Raw genomic sequence first — 19055 nt, 5'->3', positions numbered from 1 at the left:
TAGATGCTTAGTTAATTGTTTTTTGTTTCTTACTTTTGATCAGAGCGTTGGCTACAATGGCTAAAATCATTACGAATGATGCCACGTAAAATATAGAGCTCATATGTTCTGATTCTCCAAAGATAAAAAAAGCTAGTATAATTCCGTAGACTGGTTCCAAATTTACTGTTAAAATTAATGTGAAAGGAGAAATATATTTCATAAGCTTCACCGATTCCAGCATTGGGAATGCTGTGAAAACACTTGCCAATAAGCATATTAACGCTAAATCCTTATAATTTATTTCGTTCATTTGAAATATTTGTCCTGATAATAAATAAAATACAGACAAAATAAGCCAACCACTGAAAATTTCGTAAAAAATAATGTTTCCCGGACTGGTTTTACCAAATAGTTTTCCATTAAAAACAGAGAATATCGTCCCAAAAACTGCGCAGAGAATTCCAAAGAAAATGCCTTGTTTATATTGAAATTCTGTTTTAAAAATAAGCAGAATACAGGCAACAATAACAATCCCCATGACGACTTCTGAAACATCAACTTTTCGCTTAAAAACCAAAGGTTCTAAAATTGCTGCAAACAATGTCGACAATGACAAACAACTGAGCGCAATTGAAACATTAGAGACTTTAATCGAATAAAAAAAACAAAGCCAGTGCAACGCCATAAAAAAGCCTATGGCCGCAAGTTGTAAAAAAAGTTTTTTTGAAACTTTAATACTTTCTTTTTTAAAAATTCTGATGAAGATAAATAGAAATATTGCAGCAAACAACATTCTGTAGAAAACCAGAATATGAGCATTTGCAGTAATCAGTTTCCCTAATAATGCAGTAAATCCCCACAAAAAAACAATCAAATGCAATCTGAAAAGAGCTAATTTTTGCATATTTAATGTATCATATTTAAAAGATCAAATTTACAAATAGCATTTTATTAAAACGTTACTATTTAACGATGATCATAAGAAAATTTAGACAGAAACTAAATGATACTAAATTTTAAAAAAATCCACAAAAAACCCTGAAAGTCTATAGAACTTTCAGGGCCTTCAAATAATAAACTATTAAAAAAATAAACTAGGAACAGAGGATTTATAACGGAGTAATCAGCTCCTTTCCTCTTATGTAAAAATATAAAAAAAACAAACATAAAAAAACTTATCTATGTTAAATATTTCATAATTTTCTGATTTTCATCATGTTAAATCATAAAAACTTATCGAAAATTATTTTTCATAAAAGTAGTATCTTAGGCACATTAAAATAGAAGTTTCATGGATATTGAATTCAACAAAAGGGAAGATCAAAACAAATTAAAATTATCTGAAATAAACCGTCTACTTGCTGAAATAAAAAAAGGTGGTGGAGAGAAGAGGCTTCAGAAGCTGCGTGATGAAGGAAAAATGACGGCAAGAGAAAGAATTGACTATCTTCTTGATAAAGATTCAGATTCTATTGAAATCGGAGCTTTTGCAGGTTACGAAATGTATGAAGAACATGGTGGTTGCCCAAGCGGAGGTGTTGTTGTAGTGATGGGATATGTTTCCGGAAAACAATGTCTTGTAGTTGCCAATGATGCTTCTGTAAAAGCGGGCGCATGGTTTCCGATTACAGGTAAGAAAAACCTGAGAGCACAGGAAATTGCTATGGAAAATAAGCTTCCGATTATTTATCTGGTGGATTCAGCAGGAGTTTATCTTCCAATGCAGGATGAGATTTTTCCTGATAAAGAACATTTCGGCAGAATCTTTAGAAATAATGCTAAAATGAGCGCAATGGGCATCATTCAGATTTCAGCTGTAATGGGAAGTTGTGTTGCAGGTGGTGCTTACCTTCCTATTATGAGTGATGAGGCGATGATTGTTGACAAAACAGGATCTATCTTCCTCGCCGGAAGTTATTTGGTAAAAGCTGCTATCGGTGAAAGTATTGATAATGAAACTTTAGGTGGTGCCACAACTCATTGTGCCATTTCCGGGGTTACTGATTATAAAGCTAAAGACGATCAGGATGCTTTAAACAGAATAAAAAACATAATGAAATCTATCGGAAGCTATGATAAAGCTGGTTTCGACAGAATTGAGAGTTTTCCACCAAAAGAAAAAATAGATAATATTTTCGGAATTATGCCGGTTTCTCGTGCTGACCAATATGACACTTTAGAAATCATAAAATGTTTGGTTGATAATTCTGAATTTGAAGAATACAAATCTGATTATGGTAAGAGTATCATTTGTGCCACAGCAAGAGTAGATGGCTGGTCTGTAGGTATTGTTGCCAATCAAAGAAAACTGGTAAAAAGCGGTAAAGGTGAAATGCAGTTTGGAGGGGTGATTTACTCCGATTCTGCTGACAAAGCAACGAGATTTATTGCCAATTGTAACCAAAGAAAAATTCCATTGATTTTCCTACAAGATGTGACTGGCTTTATGGTCGGTTCTAAATCTGAACATGGCGGAATCATTAAAGATGGTGCAAAAATGGTCAATGCAGTTGCTAATTCTGTAGTTCCTAAGTTTACTATTATTACAGGAAATTCTTACGGTGCAGGAAATTATGCAATGTGCGGAAAAGCTTACGATCCGCGACTGATCGTAGCTTGGCCTTGGGCAGATTTAGCAGTAATGGGTGGTTCTCAGGCTGCAAAGGTTTTAGCTCAAATCCAGGAATCAACATTGAAAAAACAAGGAAAAGAGATTACCGAAGAAGCACATAAAGAAATTTTAGACTCGATCTCTAAAAAATACCTGAAACAAACTGAAGCTACATATGCTGCCTCAAGATTATGGACAGATGCCATCATTAACCCAATTGATACTAGAAAATGGATTTCTATGGGAATTGAAGCTGCAGATCATGCTCCTATAACAGAAAAATTTAATTTGGGAGTTATTCAAGTCTGATTACAAAAATCACAAATACTAAATCAAGCCTTACTTTAACAAGTGAGGCTTTTTTATTATGTTAAATATTATTAAACAATTATAAACTGTCTTAAAGGCATAATATAAGGGTAAGATTCTTGTTGTATAAAGGAAAACTAATAGCATTCACCTCTTTTTAATTACTAATCCCAAAAGGAAACCTATGAAAAGATATTTTGCAGTATTTATCATCTTATACACAATTGTTTTATTATATATGATGTTTTATGCTTCCGGAAGAGAGCCATCTGAAATATCGTACATTCAGCATCATCCATTTACTACAATACAACATTTTTTTAATGATCATAATATAGATAATCAAGCTTTTATAGTCAATATTTTTGGTAACATATTTTTGTTTAGTCCATTTGGTTGGCTAGGCTTATGCGCTAAAAAATTCAATCGTTTAGTTCCAATTACTTTCTTTTTTTTAATTATGATAAGTATTATCGAATCTATACAGTATTTTTCAGGCCGCGGTGTTGCAGATATTGATGATGTATTTCTTAATACTATAGGAATGCTTTTAGGCTTTATTTTATTCAAATATGCAACTTGGAAAAATATTGCAAATATTAAATTTCACTTTGAGCTATTAGAACACAAAAAAAGAGCTTCAACAACTGTATAAAAATTAATCTATTAAGTGTAATAGAATGCAATTATATAATTTGTACAAAGTAGAATAAAATTATGGAGTAACTAATTCTCAATATTAAAGGATGCCTTTACTTTATAAAAACAGACTACAAAAGGTTATATAGCTAAATATTAGTATATTATGTAAATTTTCTTTCTTATTTATAGCACATTATATTTTTTGATATCCTTGTGAACAAAAGAGTGCTGTATAAAATTGTACGGACGTATGTATTTTACTTTTATATAAATCTTTCTGTACAGCTATTTCTACTTTATCTTAGTTCAGACTTTTGCATATAGCTTTCTATTTTCAGTTTAAAGTTTTCCAGGATCTATTTGCGTAAACCGGTTTTTACTTTTTTTTAGGATATAAAAAGACTTATAACCAGATACTAACAATAAAAAGTCCCATACTACTGAGTACAGGACTTTTTTGGGTTTCATTATTTAGTAATTGATTATTTGTTATAACAAAAAAGACTCCTGTTTTTCAGTAGGAGTCTTTTTGGGAGTGTATTGTTGAATGTATTGCATAAAAAAAGCTCCTCAATCTTTCGATTGAGGAGCTTTTAAAAAAAAAACTGGCGGCGACCTACTCTCCCGCTTTCGCAGTACCATCGGCGCTGGTGGGCTTAACTTCTGTGTTCGGAATGGGAACAGGTGAGCCCCACCGCTAAAACCACCCTAAAGGTTGTATATAAGATATCAGAGGATAGATTTCAGATTTCAGACTTTTCTAGTCTGTTATCTGATGTCTTATTTCTGACATCTGTTTTAAGCGATAAGAATATTCACAAAGAGAGAACCTTGATTGCGCAATTAAGCGATGCCAATTAGGCTATAAATCTACGGGTAATTAGTACTACTCGGCTATGCTGTTACCAACTTTACACCTGTAGCCTATCAACGTCGTCATCTCCAACGACCCTTAAAAGATGTCTCATCTTGAGGCGAGTTTCGCACTTATATGCTTTCAGTGCTTATCTCTTCCAAACGTAGCTACTCAGCGGTGCTCCTGGCGGAACAACTGATACACCAGAGGTTTGTTCAATTCGGTCCTCTCGTACTAGAATCAAGCCCTCTCAAACATCTAACGCCCGCAATAGATAGAGACCGAACTGTCTCACGACGTTCTGAACCCAGCTCGCGTGCCACTTTAATGGGCGAACAGCCCAACCCTTGGGACCTTCTCCAGCCCCAGGATGTGACGAGCCGACATCGAGGTGCCGAACCTCCCCGTCGATGTGAGCTCTTGGGGGAGACTAGCCTGTTATCCCCGGAGTACCTTTTATCCTATGAGCGATGGCCCTTCCATACGGAACCACCGGATCACTATGTCCTGCTTTCGCACCTGATCGACTTGTAGGTCTCACAGTCAAGCACCCTTATGCCATTACACTCTACGCACGGTTACCAAGCGTGCTGAGGGTACCTTTGAAAGCCTCCGTTACTCTTTTGGAGGCGACCACCCCAGTCAAACTACCCACCACGCAATGTCCTTCTAAAAGAAGTTAGGCTCCAAGTAAGTAAAGGGTGGTATTTCAACGTTGACTCCACAAACACTAGCGTGCCTGCTTCAAAGTCTCCCACCTATCCTACACATTACTTACTCAAAGTCAATACGAAGTTATAGTAAAGGTTCACAGGGTCTTTTCGTCCCATTGCGGGTACTCGGCATCTTCACCGAGACTACAATTTCACAGAGCTCATGGTTGAGACAGTGCCCAGATCGTTACACCATTCGTGCAGGTCGGAACTTACCCGACAAGGAATTTCGCTACCTTAGGACCGTTATAGTTACGGCCGCCGTTTACTGGGGCTTCAGTCAAACGCTTCGCATTGCTGCTAACGCCCTTCCTTAACCTTCCAGCACCGGGCAGGTGTCAGACCCTATACAGCATCTTTCGATTTAGCAGAGTCCTGTGTTTTTGATAAACAGTCGCCTGGGCCTCTTCACTGCGGCCAACATTGCTGTTGGCGTCTCTTCTTCCGAAGTTACGAGACTATTTTGCCTAGTTCCTTAACCATGATTCACTCTAGCACCTTAGGATTCTCTCCTCGACTACCTGTGTCGGTTTTGGTACGGGTTGCTTCACTTCGGCTTTTCTTGGAAGCACTTTCCTTACAGCAACTTCGCCCGAAGGCTAGGTCTTGACTATTCCGTCAGTCTCCAGTAAGTACGGCACTCCGTCCCCTTTTTAGTGTGAGCAAGTATGGGAATATTAACCCATTGTCCATCCACTACCCCTTTCGGGTTCGCGTTAGGTCCCGACTAACCCTCAGCTGATTAGCATGGCTGAGGAAACCTTAGTCTTTCGGTGAGCGGGTTTCTCGCCCGCTTTATCGTTACTTATGCCTACATTTTCTTTTCTGTACGCTCCACAATAGCTCACGCTACTGCTTCTGTGCAAACAGAATGCTCCCCTACCAGATACAACCCGAGGTTGTAAATCCATAGCTTCGGTACTCTATTTATGCCCGATTATTATCCATGCCGGACCGCTCGACTAGTGAGCTGTTACGCACTCTTTAAATGAATGGCTGCTTCCAAGCCAACATCCTAGCTGTCAATGCAGTCCAACCGCGTTGCTTCAACTTAATAGAGATTTGGGGACCTTAGCTGTTGGTCTGGGTTCTTTCCCTCTCGGACACGGACCTTAGCACCCGCGCCCTCACTGCCGTGGAACATTTATTAGCATTCGGAGTTTGTCAGGAATTGGTAGGATTTGACTCCCCCGCATCCAATCAGTAGCTCTACCTCTAATAAACTTATACACGACGCTGCACCTAAATGCATTTCGGGGAGTACGAGCTATCTCCCAGTTTGATTGGCCTTTCACCCCTACCCACAGGTCATCCGAAGACTTTTCAACGTCAACCGGTTCGGTCCTCCACTTTGTGTTACCAAAGCTTCAACCTGCCCATGGGTAGATCACAAGGTTTCGCGTCTAATCCTACTAACTATACGCCCTATTCAGACTCGCTTTCGCTCCGGCTCCGGACCTGAAGTCCTTAACCTCGCTAGTAAAATTAACTCGTAGGCTCATTATGCAAAAGGCACGCCGTCACCCAACTTGTGGGCTCCGACCGCTTGTAGGCGTACGGTTTCAGGTTCTATTTCACCCTTCTATTCGAAGTGCTTTTCACCTTTCCTTCACAGTACTTGTTCACTATCGGTCTTTCAGGAGTATTTAGCCTTGGAGGATGGTCCCCCCATATTCAGACAGGATTTCACGTGTCCCGCCCTACTCATTTATCATCTATGTATGCCTTTCAAATACGGGGCTATCACCCTCTATGGCTGTTCTTTCCAGAACATTCTTTTAAACATATAAAGACTTTTGGGCTAATCCGCGTTCGCTCGCCACTACTTACGGAATCTCTTCGATTTCTTTTCCTCCGGGTACTTAGATGTTTCAGTTCTCCGGGTTTGCTCTCCTTGCGGAGTGACTGGTCTTCAACCAGACGGGTTGCCCCATTCGGACATCTGCGGATCAATTCGTGTGTGCCGATCCCCGCAGCTTTTCGCAGCTTACCGCGTCCTTCTTCGCCTCTGAAAGCCTAGGCATCCGCCATACGCCCTTAACGATTTCTTTCCTAATTATTAATTAGTTCAGTATTTTGTCTAATATTACTATTAAACTATTTTGTAAACTCAAACGCTTAATTGCGCTCGGTTTTCTCTTTGTGATATTTTTACCGTTAATGTCAATGATCTTTAAATTCTTTCTGCTCGTCTGATAAATGGATATTTGTTTTGGCTCTATCCATCTTACTTTTAAATCAAACTCGCAAAACTGTGGAGAATAAGGGAGTCGAACCCTTGACCTCCTGCGTGCAAGGCAGGCGCTCTAGCCAGCTGAGCTAATTCCCCCTCTAGTTAGACTTGGAGAGTAAAGAATAAAGAACAAAGACGTATCTTTTTTCTTTTCTCTTTCTTCTTCCCGTCTTTTTTAAATTAGTAGTCTCGGGCAGGCTCGAACTGCCGACCTCTACATTATCAGTGTAGCGCTCTAACCAGCTGAGCTACGAGACTTTGTTTAGATGTTAGATTTTAGACACTAGATGTTAGACTAATCTCTAACTTCTAATTTTCTAACCTCTATTTTCTAAATCTCTCCCTCTGATACTAATTTCTAGTGGGTTTTGTATTTTTATAATATAAGCAACCGAGTAAAAAACTAAAACGTCTTCTTTAAGTAAGTACATGATACATTTAAGTATCTTTTTTTGTTTATCGTCTAATGACGCTCTAAAATGAGATGTTCCAGCCGCACCTTCCGGTACGGCTACCTTGTTACGACTTAGCCCTAGTTACCTGTTTTACCCTAGGCAGCTCCTGTTACGGTCACCGACTTCAGGTACCCCAGACTTCCATGGCTTGACGGGCGGTGTGTACAAGGCCCGGGAACGTATTCACCGCGCCATGGCTGATGCGCGATTACTAGCGATTCCAGCTTCATAGAGTCGAGTTGCAGACTCCAATCCGAACTGAGACCGGCTTTCGAGATTTGCATCACATCGCTGTGTAGCTGCCCTCTGTACCGGCCATTGTATTACGTGTGTGGCCCAAGGCGTAAGGGCCGTGATGATTTGACGTCATCCCCACCTTCCTCTCTACTTGCGTAGGCAGTCTCACTAGAGTCCTCAACTTAATGCTAGCAACTAGTGACAGGGGTTGCGCTCGTTGCAGGACTTAACCTAACACCTCACGGCACGAGCTGACGACAACCATGCAGCACCTTGAAAATTGTCCGAAGAAAAGTCTATTTCTAAACCTGTCAATTCCCATTTAAGCCTTGGTAAGGTTCCTCGCGTATCATCGAATTAAACCACATAATCCACCGCTTGTGCGGGCCCCCGTCAATTCCTTTGAGTTTCAATCTTGCGATCGTACTCCCCAGGTGGCTAACTTATCACTTTCGCTTAGTCTCTGAATCCGAAAACCCAAAAACGAGTTAGCATCGTTTACGGCGTGGACTACCAGGGTATCTAATCCTGTTCGCTCCCCACGCTTTCGTCCATCAGCGTCAGTTAAGACATGGTAACCTGCCTTCGCAATTGGTGTTCTAAGTAATATCTATGCATTTCACCGCTACACTACTTATTCCAGCTACCTCTACCTTACTCAAGACCCGCAGTATCAATGGCAGTTTCATAGTTAAGCTATGAGATTTCACCACTGACTTACGAGTCCGCCTACGGACCCTTTAAACCCAATAAATCCGGATAACGCTTGCACCCTCCGTATTACCGCGGCTGCTGGCACGGAGTTAGCCGGTGCTTATTCATACTGTACCTTCAGCTACTTACACGTAAGTAGGTTTATCCCAGTATAAAAGAAGTTTACAACCCATAGGGCCTTAGTCCTTCACGCGGGATGGCTGGATCAGGCTCTCACCCATTGTCCAATATTCCTCACTGCTGCCTCCCGTAGGAGTCTGGTCCGTGTCTCAGTACCAGTGTGGGGGATCACCCTCTCAGGCCCCCTAAAGATCATTGACTTGGTGAGCCGTTACCTCACCAACTATCTAATCTTGCGCGTGCCCATCTCTATCCACCGGAGTTTTCAATATCAACTGATGCCAGTTAATATATTATGGGGTATTAATCTTCCTTTCGAAAGGCTATCCCCCAGATAAAGGCAGGTTGCACACGTGTTCCGCACCCGTGCGCCGCTCTCAAAGTCCCGAAGGACTTCTACCGCTCGGCTTGCATGTGTTAGGCCTCCCGCTAGCGTTCATCCTGAGCCAGGATCAAACTCTCCATTGTATGTTTGTCTGACTCACTCAAAGTTATTGACGCTTTAGTCTTTTCCTTACTTGGTTGTTATATCTATGTTTCAATGATCTCTTCTCTTACGCTCCCTCGGCTACCCTTTTCTGTCGTTGGGCGTTGCCGTATTTGCGTGTGCAAAAGTAATAATTTATTTCGTCCTGACCAAATGTTTTTTGAAGAAATTTTAAAGTTTTTTAAGTAACCCTAAACACCCTCTTTCTAAACATCCAATCTACTACTCCTGCGCTCCCCGTATTGGGATTGCAAAGATACAAATCTTTTTAAACCTCACAAATTTTTATCGCTAAAAATTTATTAATTATTAAAAAGTTTCTCTCTATCCTAAAGTAATATAAACTACAGCCCTAAAGCTCTCCTGCGCTACTGTCATACTCTCGTTTTCAGTGGGGCAAAGATAGAAACTTTAACCCATCCAACCAAAAGAAGTTAACATAATGTTGATCTTTAATTCATATTTAAACCTAAAATACTGAAAATGTGAGAGAAAAATTTTAAAGGAGAAGGACTGTCGTGAAGCTGGTGACGGGAGCGTAGGAGAAATGAGGCGTGGCGAATGGGATCGGTTATAGAAAGTATATAAAGTAAGTGGAATTGTTTTTAAAAATCTATCTGGGATGGATGCGTTCAAAGGATTTGTAGTGGTATTTTGGAGAACGCGGTATCAACATCAGAGAGAAACCTTACATATTATTAGATAGTATAGGGTTGTGATTATTCTTAATCCTTATATTTCATTATCAAATTCTGCTACAAACATTACACTCCTTTGGAATGAAAACCATTTAACCAATATATAATGTTATATTATACAAGTGCTCAAAAATATTAACCCTGAAAAAAATTTAAAATACAAACACAAATGAACTACTCTTTTCCAAAAACAACATTATTTAAGAAAGTGAGAAATATGAGAAACTATTCTAAAAATAACGTTTGATAAGTACCTTATATATATAGTATCCGATTAGGCAGCCAATAGTATCTGCTACAATATCTAAACTTTCCATAGATCTGCCGAGATGCATCTCTTCCTGCAGGATTTCTGTGAGGAATGCATATATAAGGATAATCTGAAAGAAGTAGGAGAACCGGATTCTCGGGAAAGCTGCCATGAATGAAAAACCAAGCATTGAAAATATTCCCAAATGCAAAACTTTATCGATCCCATCGAACATAAAGAAATATTCGTGGTTTTCTTCGCCGGGACGAAGGAGCATATAGGTAAGAAATGCCCAGTAAATGGGCAGTATCTTTATAAATATGTTTGAAATCTTATCCAATGATTGCTTGGTATTCTTCGGCAGAAAGTAATTCTGACTGATCCGCACCTTCAGCAATTTCTAATTTGATAATCCAACCGTTTCCGTAAGGTTCTGTGTTAAGTAACTCCGGCTGATCTTCTAAAGCTGCGTTGAACTCGATCACTTTTCCCGAAATCGGCAAGAATAAATCTGAAACTGTTTTTACAGCTTCTACACTTCCGAAAACGTCTCCGCCATTGATGTCATCATCTACTGTATCTACATCTACGTAAACAATATCTCCCAACTCTCCCTGTGCAAAGTCTGTAATACCAATGGTAGCGACATTACCTTCGATCTTTACCCATTCGTGATCTTTAGTGTACTTTAATTCTGATGGTGTGTTCATTTTAATTTTTTATTTAATACTGACAAATTTATTCAAAATAGAGATATGCTCAAAGAAAAATAAATGATTATTTAATACACCGTGAAATCTGGTTGATTAATTCATATTTAATAAAAAATCCCTCTCTGATTCAGAAAGGGATTGTCATTATATTATTCTAGAATCCTCCGGAATCACCAAAAGTAAATGTCGCTGAAATACCAGCTCTGATGGTTGATAACGGGAATGCTGTAGAAATTTTATATTTTGAAGTCATCTGCTCGTAGAATAACCTTAAGTTTAAGTTTTCTGAAACGTTGTAATCAGCAGAAAGCTTGATATTCATCAATCTCTGACCACCGGTAACCTGCGAATCATTCAGTAAAATATTCATGATGCTTGTACGACTGTCTCGAAGAGAAATATCTCCTCTAATGTTAAGATCACTTCCTTTTGCTCTTCCGCCTCTTGGGTTACCCATGTTTCCTAATCTAAAGTTTCTTACAATATAGCCTAATCTAACAACATATTCTGTGTTCGAATCTTCTGTTAAAGTATGATTCACTAATCCTAACAATAAAGTTCTCATTCTGTTATACTGTAAACCGAACTGCATATTGTTTCTCATCGTCACATCGATTCCGATAAGCGGTGCGAAAGCTTCCACATAACCTACCTGTGAAAATGTATATGGATTGATTACATCACCATTTATATCAAATCTTTCCGAAGGAGGTTGGCTCAGACTATTAAAATGATCAATACTCGACTGTATACCGGTTGCCGTGTAGGTTGCATTATAGCTGTGCAGAATATCAAATTTAGTAAACTGACCGCTAATTATCGGAATATTTTTTAAACCTGAATAGATAATTCTCCAGTTTGGTATAGGAAGACCTGATTTTTTAGCATCACCCATTCTTTCCGGACTTTTACCTTCTACTGCTGCCCGGAACGCAGGAATCAAAACATAAGCATTGGCTATACTGTAACCATCGGTGAAACCATCCGTACCAGGATTTGTTCCTAACTGTTGCGAGATCAATCTTGCATTTTGTCTGATCGATTCGTAAACAGCCTGCCCGGTTTGGAAAGCTGTACTGGTAATAATAACTGAGTTTGAGTAACTCACCATATCACTGGCAAAAGTAAGATTCGGGTTAGAGAAACCATCACTGTCCCGGAAGTTGAAACCGGTTTGTGAGAAGTTTCTGTTGTATGTTTGTAAAACATTGAAGTCTATCCTGAAATCGTTGACCGGCATCATTTGTAAATTTGCCCTCAACTCTCTTGTTGACATTTTTACATAAGGATCGATCATAAAGTCAGAATCACTTACCCAACCATTTTCGATAACCGTACGTCTGATGTCTGCCTGAGATCCTAAAAGGAATCCAATCGTAGGACCTCCTGCAGTTTGCCCGTAACCGTAACCGTTCGGCGCAGATAATAATCCCGGAAGAACAGTACCGTTGTTTTCAGAATAATTAACGTCTAGTTGTTTAAATGAAGTTAATACAAATGCTGCACTCTGTAAAATCGACAACTTATTTTTAAACTTATAGCTTTTAAATTTATATCTTTTTTTGTCCCAAGCCTGAGTATAGGCGTTGTTTAAAGAATCCATTTCCTGCTTACGTTTCTGGAGGGTGGTAGACATTCTTTTGAAATATCCGAACTGACCAAAGAACTTCGGAATATCAGCCGTTGCTGTAGCCTGAATAATATTGGTATTCTGACCGATAGAACCTAAGCTTTCTACATTTCTAGTTTCAGGATTGGTAAATCCACTTAACACCGTTGATCTCGCATTCCAGTTATACGTAAACCCATACTGTAATTCGGCATCAATAAAATCTAAATACGGAATCAGCTGGAAAGGCAATTTATAATTTAGCTGCACTCTGTGATTGTATAATACAGGTCGTCCTGCTCTGAACATATTTCCGAAAATGGAAGAATTATCCATCGTGTTGACATCCACATTATCATTTAATGTTCTGGTAAGCGAGTTGATTTCCAGTTTTAAAGATTTGGTAAAATTAAATCCTAAACCATACTGCCATCCGAAATAGAAGTTTCTGTTTTTGATGGCCGCAAAATCGTCTCCAAGGTTTCCGCTTAAGATTGCATCAATGTTTCTGAATTCAAGCTCGTTGTAATTCCTGTCTAATTCTGTTCTGAACGACAATCTTGTAGGAACCGGATTAAAATTAAATTCTTTGATCCATCTTAAATACTTTGTGGACTTGGCTGTGTCGCTGATCATTTTATTGAAAGGCTTAATCACCCAAGGTTTGAATGTGTAATTGTAATCTAAGAAACCTCTGAAATACTGTCTGTAATTCTTTTTGGTGTAGATATCTCTATAATAGTCGTCATTGTAAACTGCGGTAAGTGAAAGGTTTTCTACATCATAGAATCGTGGTTTGCTGTTTTCTTTCACACGCTCTTTACGCATATTCACCACACCTAAACTTCTTTGTTGTGTATATGTTCTTGCTACTTTTTTCAGTTCTTCCCTGTTAACTGCTTTGCTAAATTCTACATCAGTATCCAAAGGATTGTATTTTGGATCTTCGATGGTTTGTGAATACGAATAATTCACCGGAATTTTCACTCCCGTTTTTTCAGGTAAAAATTTATCTACATTCACCTGTGTATTGATACTAAAGGCTGATTGTGTCGATTGATTTCTCTCGGCAGGTTTAGAATCTATATTTCCGAAACCTACTGAAGTATAAGAACCACTTGCATTAACGACAGCAAAATCACCAAGGTTGAAATTTAAACTTGCGTTTCCGGCATATCCACCGTCATTTTCAATTTCTGAAAGACGGATCTCATTAACCCAAAGAATTCTGTCCATAGTACCACCAATTCTTTCACCTGCATTTCTAATACCAACCATTATGGTAGTCACATTTCCTAAGCTTGGACGACCTTTGATATAGATTTTTTTGAAGGTATCTCCTCCTCCAAATTCTGAATCTTCTGATCTCTTAATAATCTCAGTTGGAGAGTTTTTATCTCTTCTCAACTTGGCATCTACAAAATTCTGAATATCAAAATCAACTTCATTTTCAAAAGGCCAGATATCCATAGGAGCGGTCGCCGATCTCGGAGTAAGTTTTAATGAAGATTCATATTCATAATAATTATCTGTTGCATCACTTCCGAAACGGATAAAGAACTTTGTTTTCTCATCTATTCTTCCAATATTTAGATCACTATTAGTGGGATCTTGAGCATGTACAAAAAGTTTTAGCTTTTTATATCTTCTCATATCTAAAGTCATATTCTTAAAAACACCTTTTGCTTCATTAGCTGGAAGTGAAGTTGCTTTTAAATATAAAGAAGCTTCATTCTGTCTTTGCGCACCTGCATTTCCGCTTAGTACCTGTCTGTCAATTCCCGGAGGCAATACGTAAGGTGGCAGATTCAATGCATTTTCTTCAATGTTTACACTTCCAACTTCAAAATCATCAATGTTTAAATCGTTTATAGTTCCTTCATCTGTCGCCGGATCTGGCGTTTCAGGAACTGGAGGAACAGCTGCTGTATTTATAAATTTCGCAATATTTTTAGGATATCTTCTCCAGTCTGATCTCACTAAATCTATTGTACCAAATCTTAAAGTTGACGTCTGCTCAAATCCTGTCATTAATAATCTGGCAAATCTTACATTATTAAGTATGGATTGTTCTTTATCACCGCCTGCATCTGGTTCAGCATATTTAGAAACCGGGACTCTGAATAAATACCATTTAACATCATCTGTCTGACCATTCTGGAAAGTTGCATTAACCGTTTTTACGTCAACAATATTATTCTGACCTAAAGTTAAACTTGCCGGATCAAGCTTAATGACATATTCGTTATAATTTTCGCTTTGATCTAAGTTGTAATCTCTGTTGATATCTTCTGCATCCGGAGTTTGGGAAGCTACTTCCAAAGAATTACTTTGAGAATTTCCGTCCGGACCTCTGAAATATTTGTATCTCTGAACAATTGATGCCGCCTGACTTCCTGTAAATCTTTCAGACATATAAAAGATGAAATCATCAACTGCAGGATCCGTAAGATTAAGAACCGGATTCACAAATGTACTGGTCGGGAATTTTAAACCTTCCTGATCAGAGCGTAAACCGTCATATCCTGCATCCTGAACTAAACGATCATCGCCTTCACTCGAAAATGCATAAAGAATAGGTGGCTGATTCGGCTGGGTTCCCCAGTTTGAATTGGAAGTTGACGAAGCTTGTGACGGTGTTGGCAATCCGTTTTCGTACTGCATTAATCCGTCTTTCAGAATATCTTCGCTTACGTTTCCTAATTGCAACAAAAGTCTAGGGTCTGTACCTAAATTATTTCCGTCAGCATAAGGATCCATCATCCAGAATTCAACATACTCAATATTTGAATTGATAAAGTTGGACACCTGAATCGGTCTCATGATTCCCGCCCATCTCTGCTGAGGAGTTTCGTTATTTGGGTTGACGTTATAAGGACCTTTTTCTAAAGGATAATATGAAATATCAAAAGTATTGGTAAACGTCTGCTCACCCGCCACAAAATCTCTGTTGTTGAAAATTTCTGAAAACTGAACTCTTCTGGATGCGTGATTGGAAACCGACTGTGCCGTAATTCCTGCAGGGGCTTTGCCTCCTACTCCCCAAAATCTCGGGTCAATATTGTACCATGAAAGCAAACCCCTCCCATAACCATTTGTTACATTATCGTTGACTCCGGCTCCGGCAAAAACAGGATTACTCTGGTTTTTTTCAGGTTTTGAAGCTAAACTCCATGCCGCAGGTTCTTTTAATGAAATTTTTGAAGTCGTCTGTTCAAAATCATCGACATACGACTGATCATTAGTTCCTTTATTGATGCCCGGAAGCAGGTAAGCTCCTTCCATTTTGAAATTTAAATTGGATGGCGCCTCTGTATTGATACCCGGGATTTTATCTGTCAATCTCGTCAGGAATGGAAGCTGATTGTTGTACATCAGGTTCAATCCTGCCATTGTATTGTTAACGGCTTCCTGACCGTAATTTACTTTTTGGGTAAGCGGAGATTCAGAATAATTAACCACAGTACCACCAAAAATAAAGTTTTCGCTCACTCTTCTTTCTAAATTAACACCCAAAAATCTTTTTCTCTGAGTATTGAATGTCAATTGATTTTCTAGTGAAATATTAATTGCCTGGCCTGATTGTTTTACGTTTTCATTAATAATAGTTACAGTTCCAAGCATATAATCTACAGTGTAGTCTACACCCTCAGTAAGCTGTACTCCGTTTGCAGCAACTTTTACAGAACCTTGAGGCACGTTTACTGCGCCTAAAGAAATACCTTGTCCCTGTGCTCCTTTGTAACGACCTTCCATGGTGTATCGCTGAGCAAGATTGCTGGATGTAGCCACTTGTTTTTGTTGAGAATATAAATCGCTGAAAACATACTGAGGATTATTCCCTACAAGACCCGCCATATAACTTCCGAAAGGTTCTACCTTGGTATATATTAATTTTCCTAATTCGGGACGGATGGTAATTCCGGGTACAAAATCGAAAACTCCGTCACCTAAAACTCCGTTGTTACTTTGTAAATCGCCATGTACATTCAGACGATCCCAGTTTAATAATTTTAATAAATTGGTATCCTGAACAGGTGTGTTTGGTAGATAGTTTACTTTACCTCCTGTCTGTGCGTCTCTGTAATAAATATTTAAGATAAAACCATCCTGATCAATCTGACCTGCATCTAATGCGTAGATGTTCTTCATCATCAATTTCCACATCGGTGATGTAGTCTTTACGGTTGTATTGGGTTTCAAAACTTTGGTTACTAAGACAGGACTTTCCTCAGAAAATTCTCCGACTTTGTAAACCTGGTTGGTTCCGTTTACTGTATAAGAATAAGAAACTGCTAAAAGCTGATTGTCATTTAATCGTTGATTTAATGAAATATATCCTAACTGTGGATGAAAGGTAAACTCATTGTTGGCTAATCTTCTTGCTTTTCTGTTGTAAATAAACTGTTCGCCGTCTGCATATGTTTCGGTACCACCCGTAGAATTGGGAAGAACCTGTCCGTTGATTGTATTATAAGCAGAATTCACATCACGCAGACCTGCACCCAAACCGGTAACCGCTGCATAAATACCGTTTTGTGAGTTATCTGGTGTGCCGGAAACTCCATCTCCCAAATCTCGTATACCAACAATACTTTTCTGATACGCAAGATTAGAATTTCCTTGATCCAGAACCCAGACTTCCATTCTGCTAATGTTGATTCTTGAGTTGATCTGGGGATAATTCAGTAATGCATTGTCATAATTATTAAGGAAATAATGCCCGATAAAGTAATGCTGATTGTCTTCGTAATCGATGGCATTTACTTTAAATGTATTCATTACGCCACCACCCTGTACAACGATATTTCTCGCCTCACCCTGCTGTTGAGAAAGAACGACAGTTCCGAAAGTTTTTCCTAATTGAAATTCAGTTTTTACCCCGAATAATGATTCTGAACCGCGTATCAAACTGGTTGAAAGCGGCATATTTACATTACCGAATTCAACTCTTTTTATAATTTTATCTTCACCACCGGCACTCGGTTTATTTACATCACCCAAACCTTTTGTCTGAAGATCTTTCCAGCTTCCTTTTGCCTGCCAAACCAAATTCATTCTGTTCTCAAATGCAAAACCGCTCTGTGTATCATAATTGGCTTTCAGCTGTAGGTTCTCTCCTACTTTTCCAATCAAACCCAATTGAATTCTCTGGTCGATATCAAAGGTAAAACTTGTTCTGTTTTGAGGTAGAATCAAAGGATTATCAATTTTCTGATATAAACCCGCTAAATCAAAAGATGCGTATCCTGAAGGAATAATCTCAATTTTATTACTCCCGAAAATGGTTTCAAAAAGTCTGTTATTGATCGTCAATGAAGGAATCAACCCTTTTCTCTGAGCCTCTGAAGTATCTCTTCTGAAAAGTAGATTGTAACGTTCAGATTTATCTTTGTAATATGCTTTTGCCTGTTGAGCAAGCATAAATTCTTTATAATCTTCCGGCGACATCGCAGTAGGCTGACCGACTACCGTGTTTCCGATCTTAGGATACACGTAGTACATCCCGGTTTTGATGTCGTAGTAGGCTTCGTAATAGGTTGGATCAGTTACCTTGTAATCTTTCTTAATCGAAAACCCTTGCTGCGGATTTTCCTGTGCAGACAAATTTATTGATAAGAATAAAAATGCCAGAAACGAATATATCTTGAGAAACTTATTATTTTCCACCAAAAGTTAAATGTTTTTTAAAATTTGTTTTACCAATTCTTCAACAGAAATCGCTGGATCCAGCTTAATGATACGATCTGCAATCTTCTCACTCATTCTCTTAGAAATCCCTAAAACTTCTAATGCAGATAACGCCTCATCCTTGATTTTATTATTAATTGCATTAGAAATATTTTCTTCAGCAGTTCCGAATTTCTGTACTTTATCTTTCAAATCAACAATGATTCTCTCAGCTGTCTTTGTTCCCAAGCCTTTTGCTTTCTGAATTACGGCACTATTTTTGGAAAGTATTGCTGTAGCGACCTCTGAAAGGCTTAGAGTTGACAGTAAAATCAATGCTGAAACAGCACCGACACCGTTGACACTTATGAGGAGATTAAACATTTCTTTTTCTGAACGGGTCTTAAAGCCAAAAAGCAAATGTGCATCCTCGCGTATAATTTGTTGAATGAAAAGCATGGTTTCCTGATTCAAAGTCAGGGTTTGTGAGGTCATTAAACTGATGCCTACATAATACCCAACGCCATTGACGTTGATCACTGCATAAGTTGGAGTAAGCTCCTGAACAATTCCTTGTAAAGAAAATATCATCATTAATTTTTATAACTTCCAAATATAGTAATTTAAACTAAGTAATAAATTCATTTAACACAAGAATGCTATTTAACTTTTTTTGTATTGGTAAAGACAATGATTGAGTATAAAAAAACAAAAACTCCAAAATTGATTTGGAGTTTTATATTTATAAAATTGATG

Annotated in this window: 7 protein-coding genes, 2 tRNA genes and 3 rRNA genes; 2 read left to right on the top strand and 10 right to left on the bottom strand. The window is 38.5% G+C overall.

All coding sequences use genetic code 11. From position 1 onward, the window contains the following. Nucleotides 1-7: 7 nt before the first annotated feature. Nucleotides 8-886 carry a DMT family transporter gene (locus tag ACZZ9T_RS06695; protein WP_463441414.1) on the bottom strand — a complete coding sequence of 293 codons (879 nt, stop codon included), beginning with the start codon at nt 884-886 and terminating at the stop codon, nt 8-10. 387 nt (nt 887-1273) lie between these two features. On the opposite strand from ACZZ9T_RS06695, the gene ACZZ9T_RS06690 reads away from it, so the two are divergent. Beyond that, on the top strand, nt 1274-2902 hold the full coding sequence (locus tag ACZZ9T_RS06690) for an acyl-CoA carboxylase subunit beta (RefSeq protein ID WP_463430613.1): 1629 nt from the start codon (nt 1274-1276) through the stop codon (nt 2900-2902). A 184-nt stretch (nt 2903-3086) separates the two neighbouring features. Beyond that, the gene (locus ACZZ9T_RS06685; protein ID WP_463441413.1) at nt 3087-3557 is read left to right on the top strand and encodes a VanZ family protein; all 471 of its coding nucleotides are present in this window, start codon (nt 3087-3089) and stop codon (nt 3555-3557) included. 590 nt (nt 3558-4147) lie between these two features. Here ACZZ9T_RS06685 and rrf read toward each other — a convergent pair. From rrf to ruvA, 9 genes are all read right to left on the bottom strand, one after another. Continuing rightward, nucleotides 4148-4255 (bottom strand): 5S ribosomal RNA (gene rrf / locus ACZZ9T_RS06680). A 149-nt stretch (nt 4256-4404) separates the two neighbouring features. Beyond that, nucleotides 4405-7164: ribosomal RNA gene (locus tag ACZZ9T_RS06675) — 23S ribosomal RNA — on the bottom strand. Between the two features lie 204 nt (nt 7165-7368). Continuing rightward, nucleotides 7369-7442: transfer RNA gene (locus tag ACZZ9T_RS06670), tRNA-Ala, on the bottom strand. 88 nt (nt 7443-7530) lie between these two features. After that, nucleotides 7531-7604: transfer RNA gene (locus ACZZ9T_RS06665), tRNA-Ile, on the bottom strand. A gap of 219 nt (nt 7605-7823) precedes the next feature. After that, a 16S ribosomal RNA gene (locus tag ACZZ9T_RS06660) occupies nt 7824-9340 on the bottom strand. The 16S, 23S and 5S rRNA genes sit together here with 2 tRNA genes alongside, the layout of an rRNA operon. Before the next feature lie 947 nt (nt 9341-10287). Continuing rightward, nucleotides 10288-10647, bottom strand: a complete 360-nt coding sequence (locus ACZZ9T_RS06655; protein ID WP_463441412.1) for a VanZ family protein — start codon at nt 10645-10647, stop codon at nt 10288-10290. Next, nucleotides 10640-11017, bottom strand: a complete 378-nt coding sequence (gcvH, locus tag ACZZ9T_RS06650) for a glycine cleavage system protein GcvH (RefSeq protein WP_463430608.1) — start codon at nt 11015-11017, stop codon at nt 10640-10642. The genes ACZZ9T_RS06655 and gcvH overlap by 8 nt, the downstream gene beginning before the upstream one ends. A gap of 157 nt (nt 11018-11174) precedes the next feature. Then, nucleotides 11175-18299: a T9SS outer membrane translocon Sov/SprA gene (sov, locus tag ACZZ9T_RS06645; protein ID WP_463441411.1), complete on the bottom strand. Its 7125-nt coding sequence runs from the start codon at nt 18297-18299 to the stop codon at nt 11175-11177. Between the two features lie 6 nt (nt 18300-18305). After that, the gene (gene ruvA / locus ACZZ9T_RS06640) at nt 18306-18890 is read right to left on the bottom strand and encodes a Holliday junction branch migration protein RuvA (protein ID WP_463442987.1); all 585 of its coding nucleotides are present in this window, start codon (nt 18888-18890) and stop codon (nt 18306-18308) included. Between the last annotated feature and the right edge of the window lie 165 nt (nt 18891-19055).

Source organism: Chryseobacterium sp. AC417, assembly GCF_979258215.1.
The sequence above is the reverse complement of the archived record's forward strand: the minus strand, read 5'-3'. Positions and strand labels throughout refer to the sequence as shown.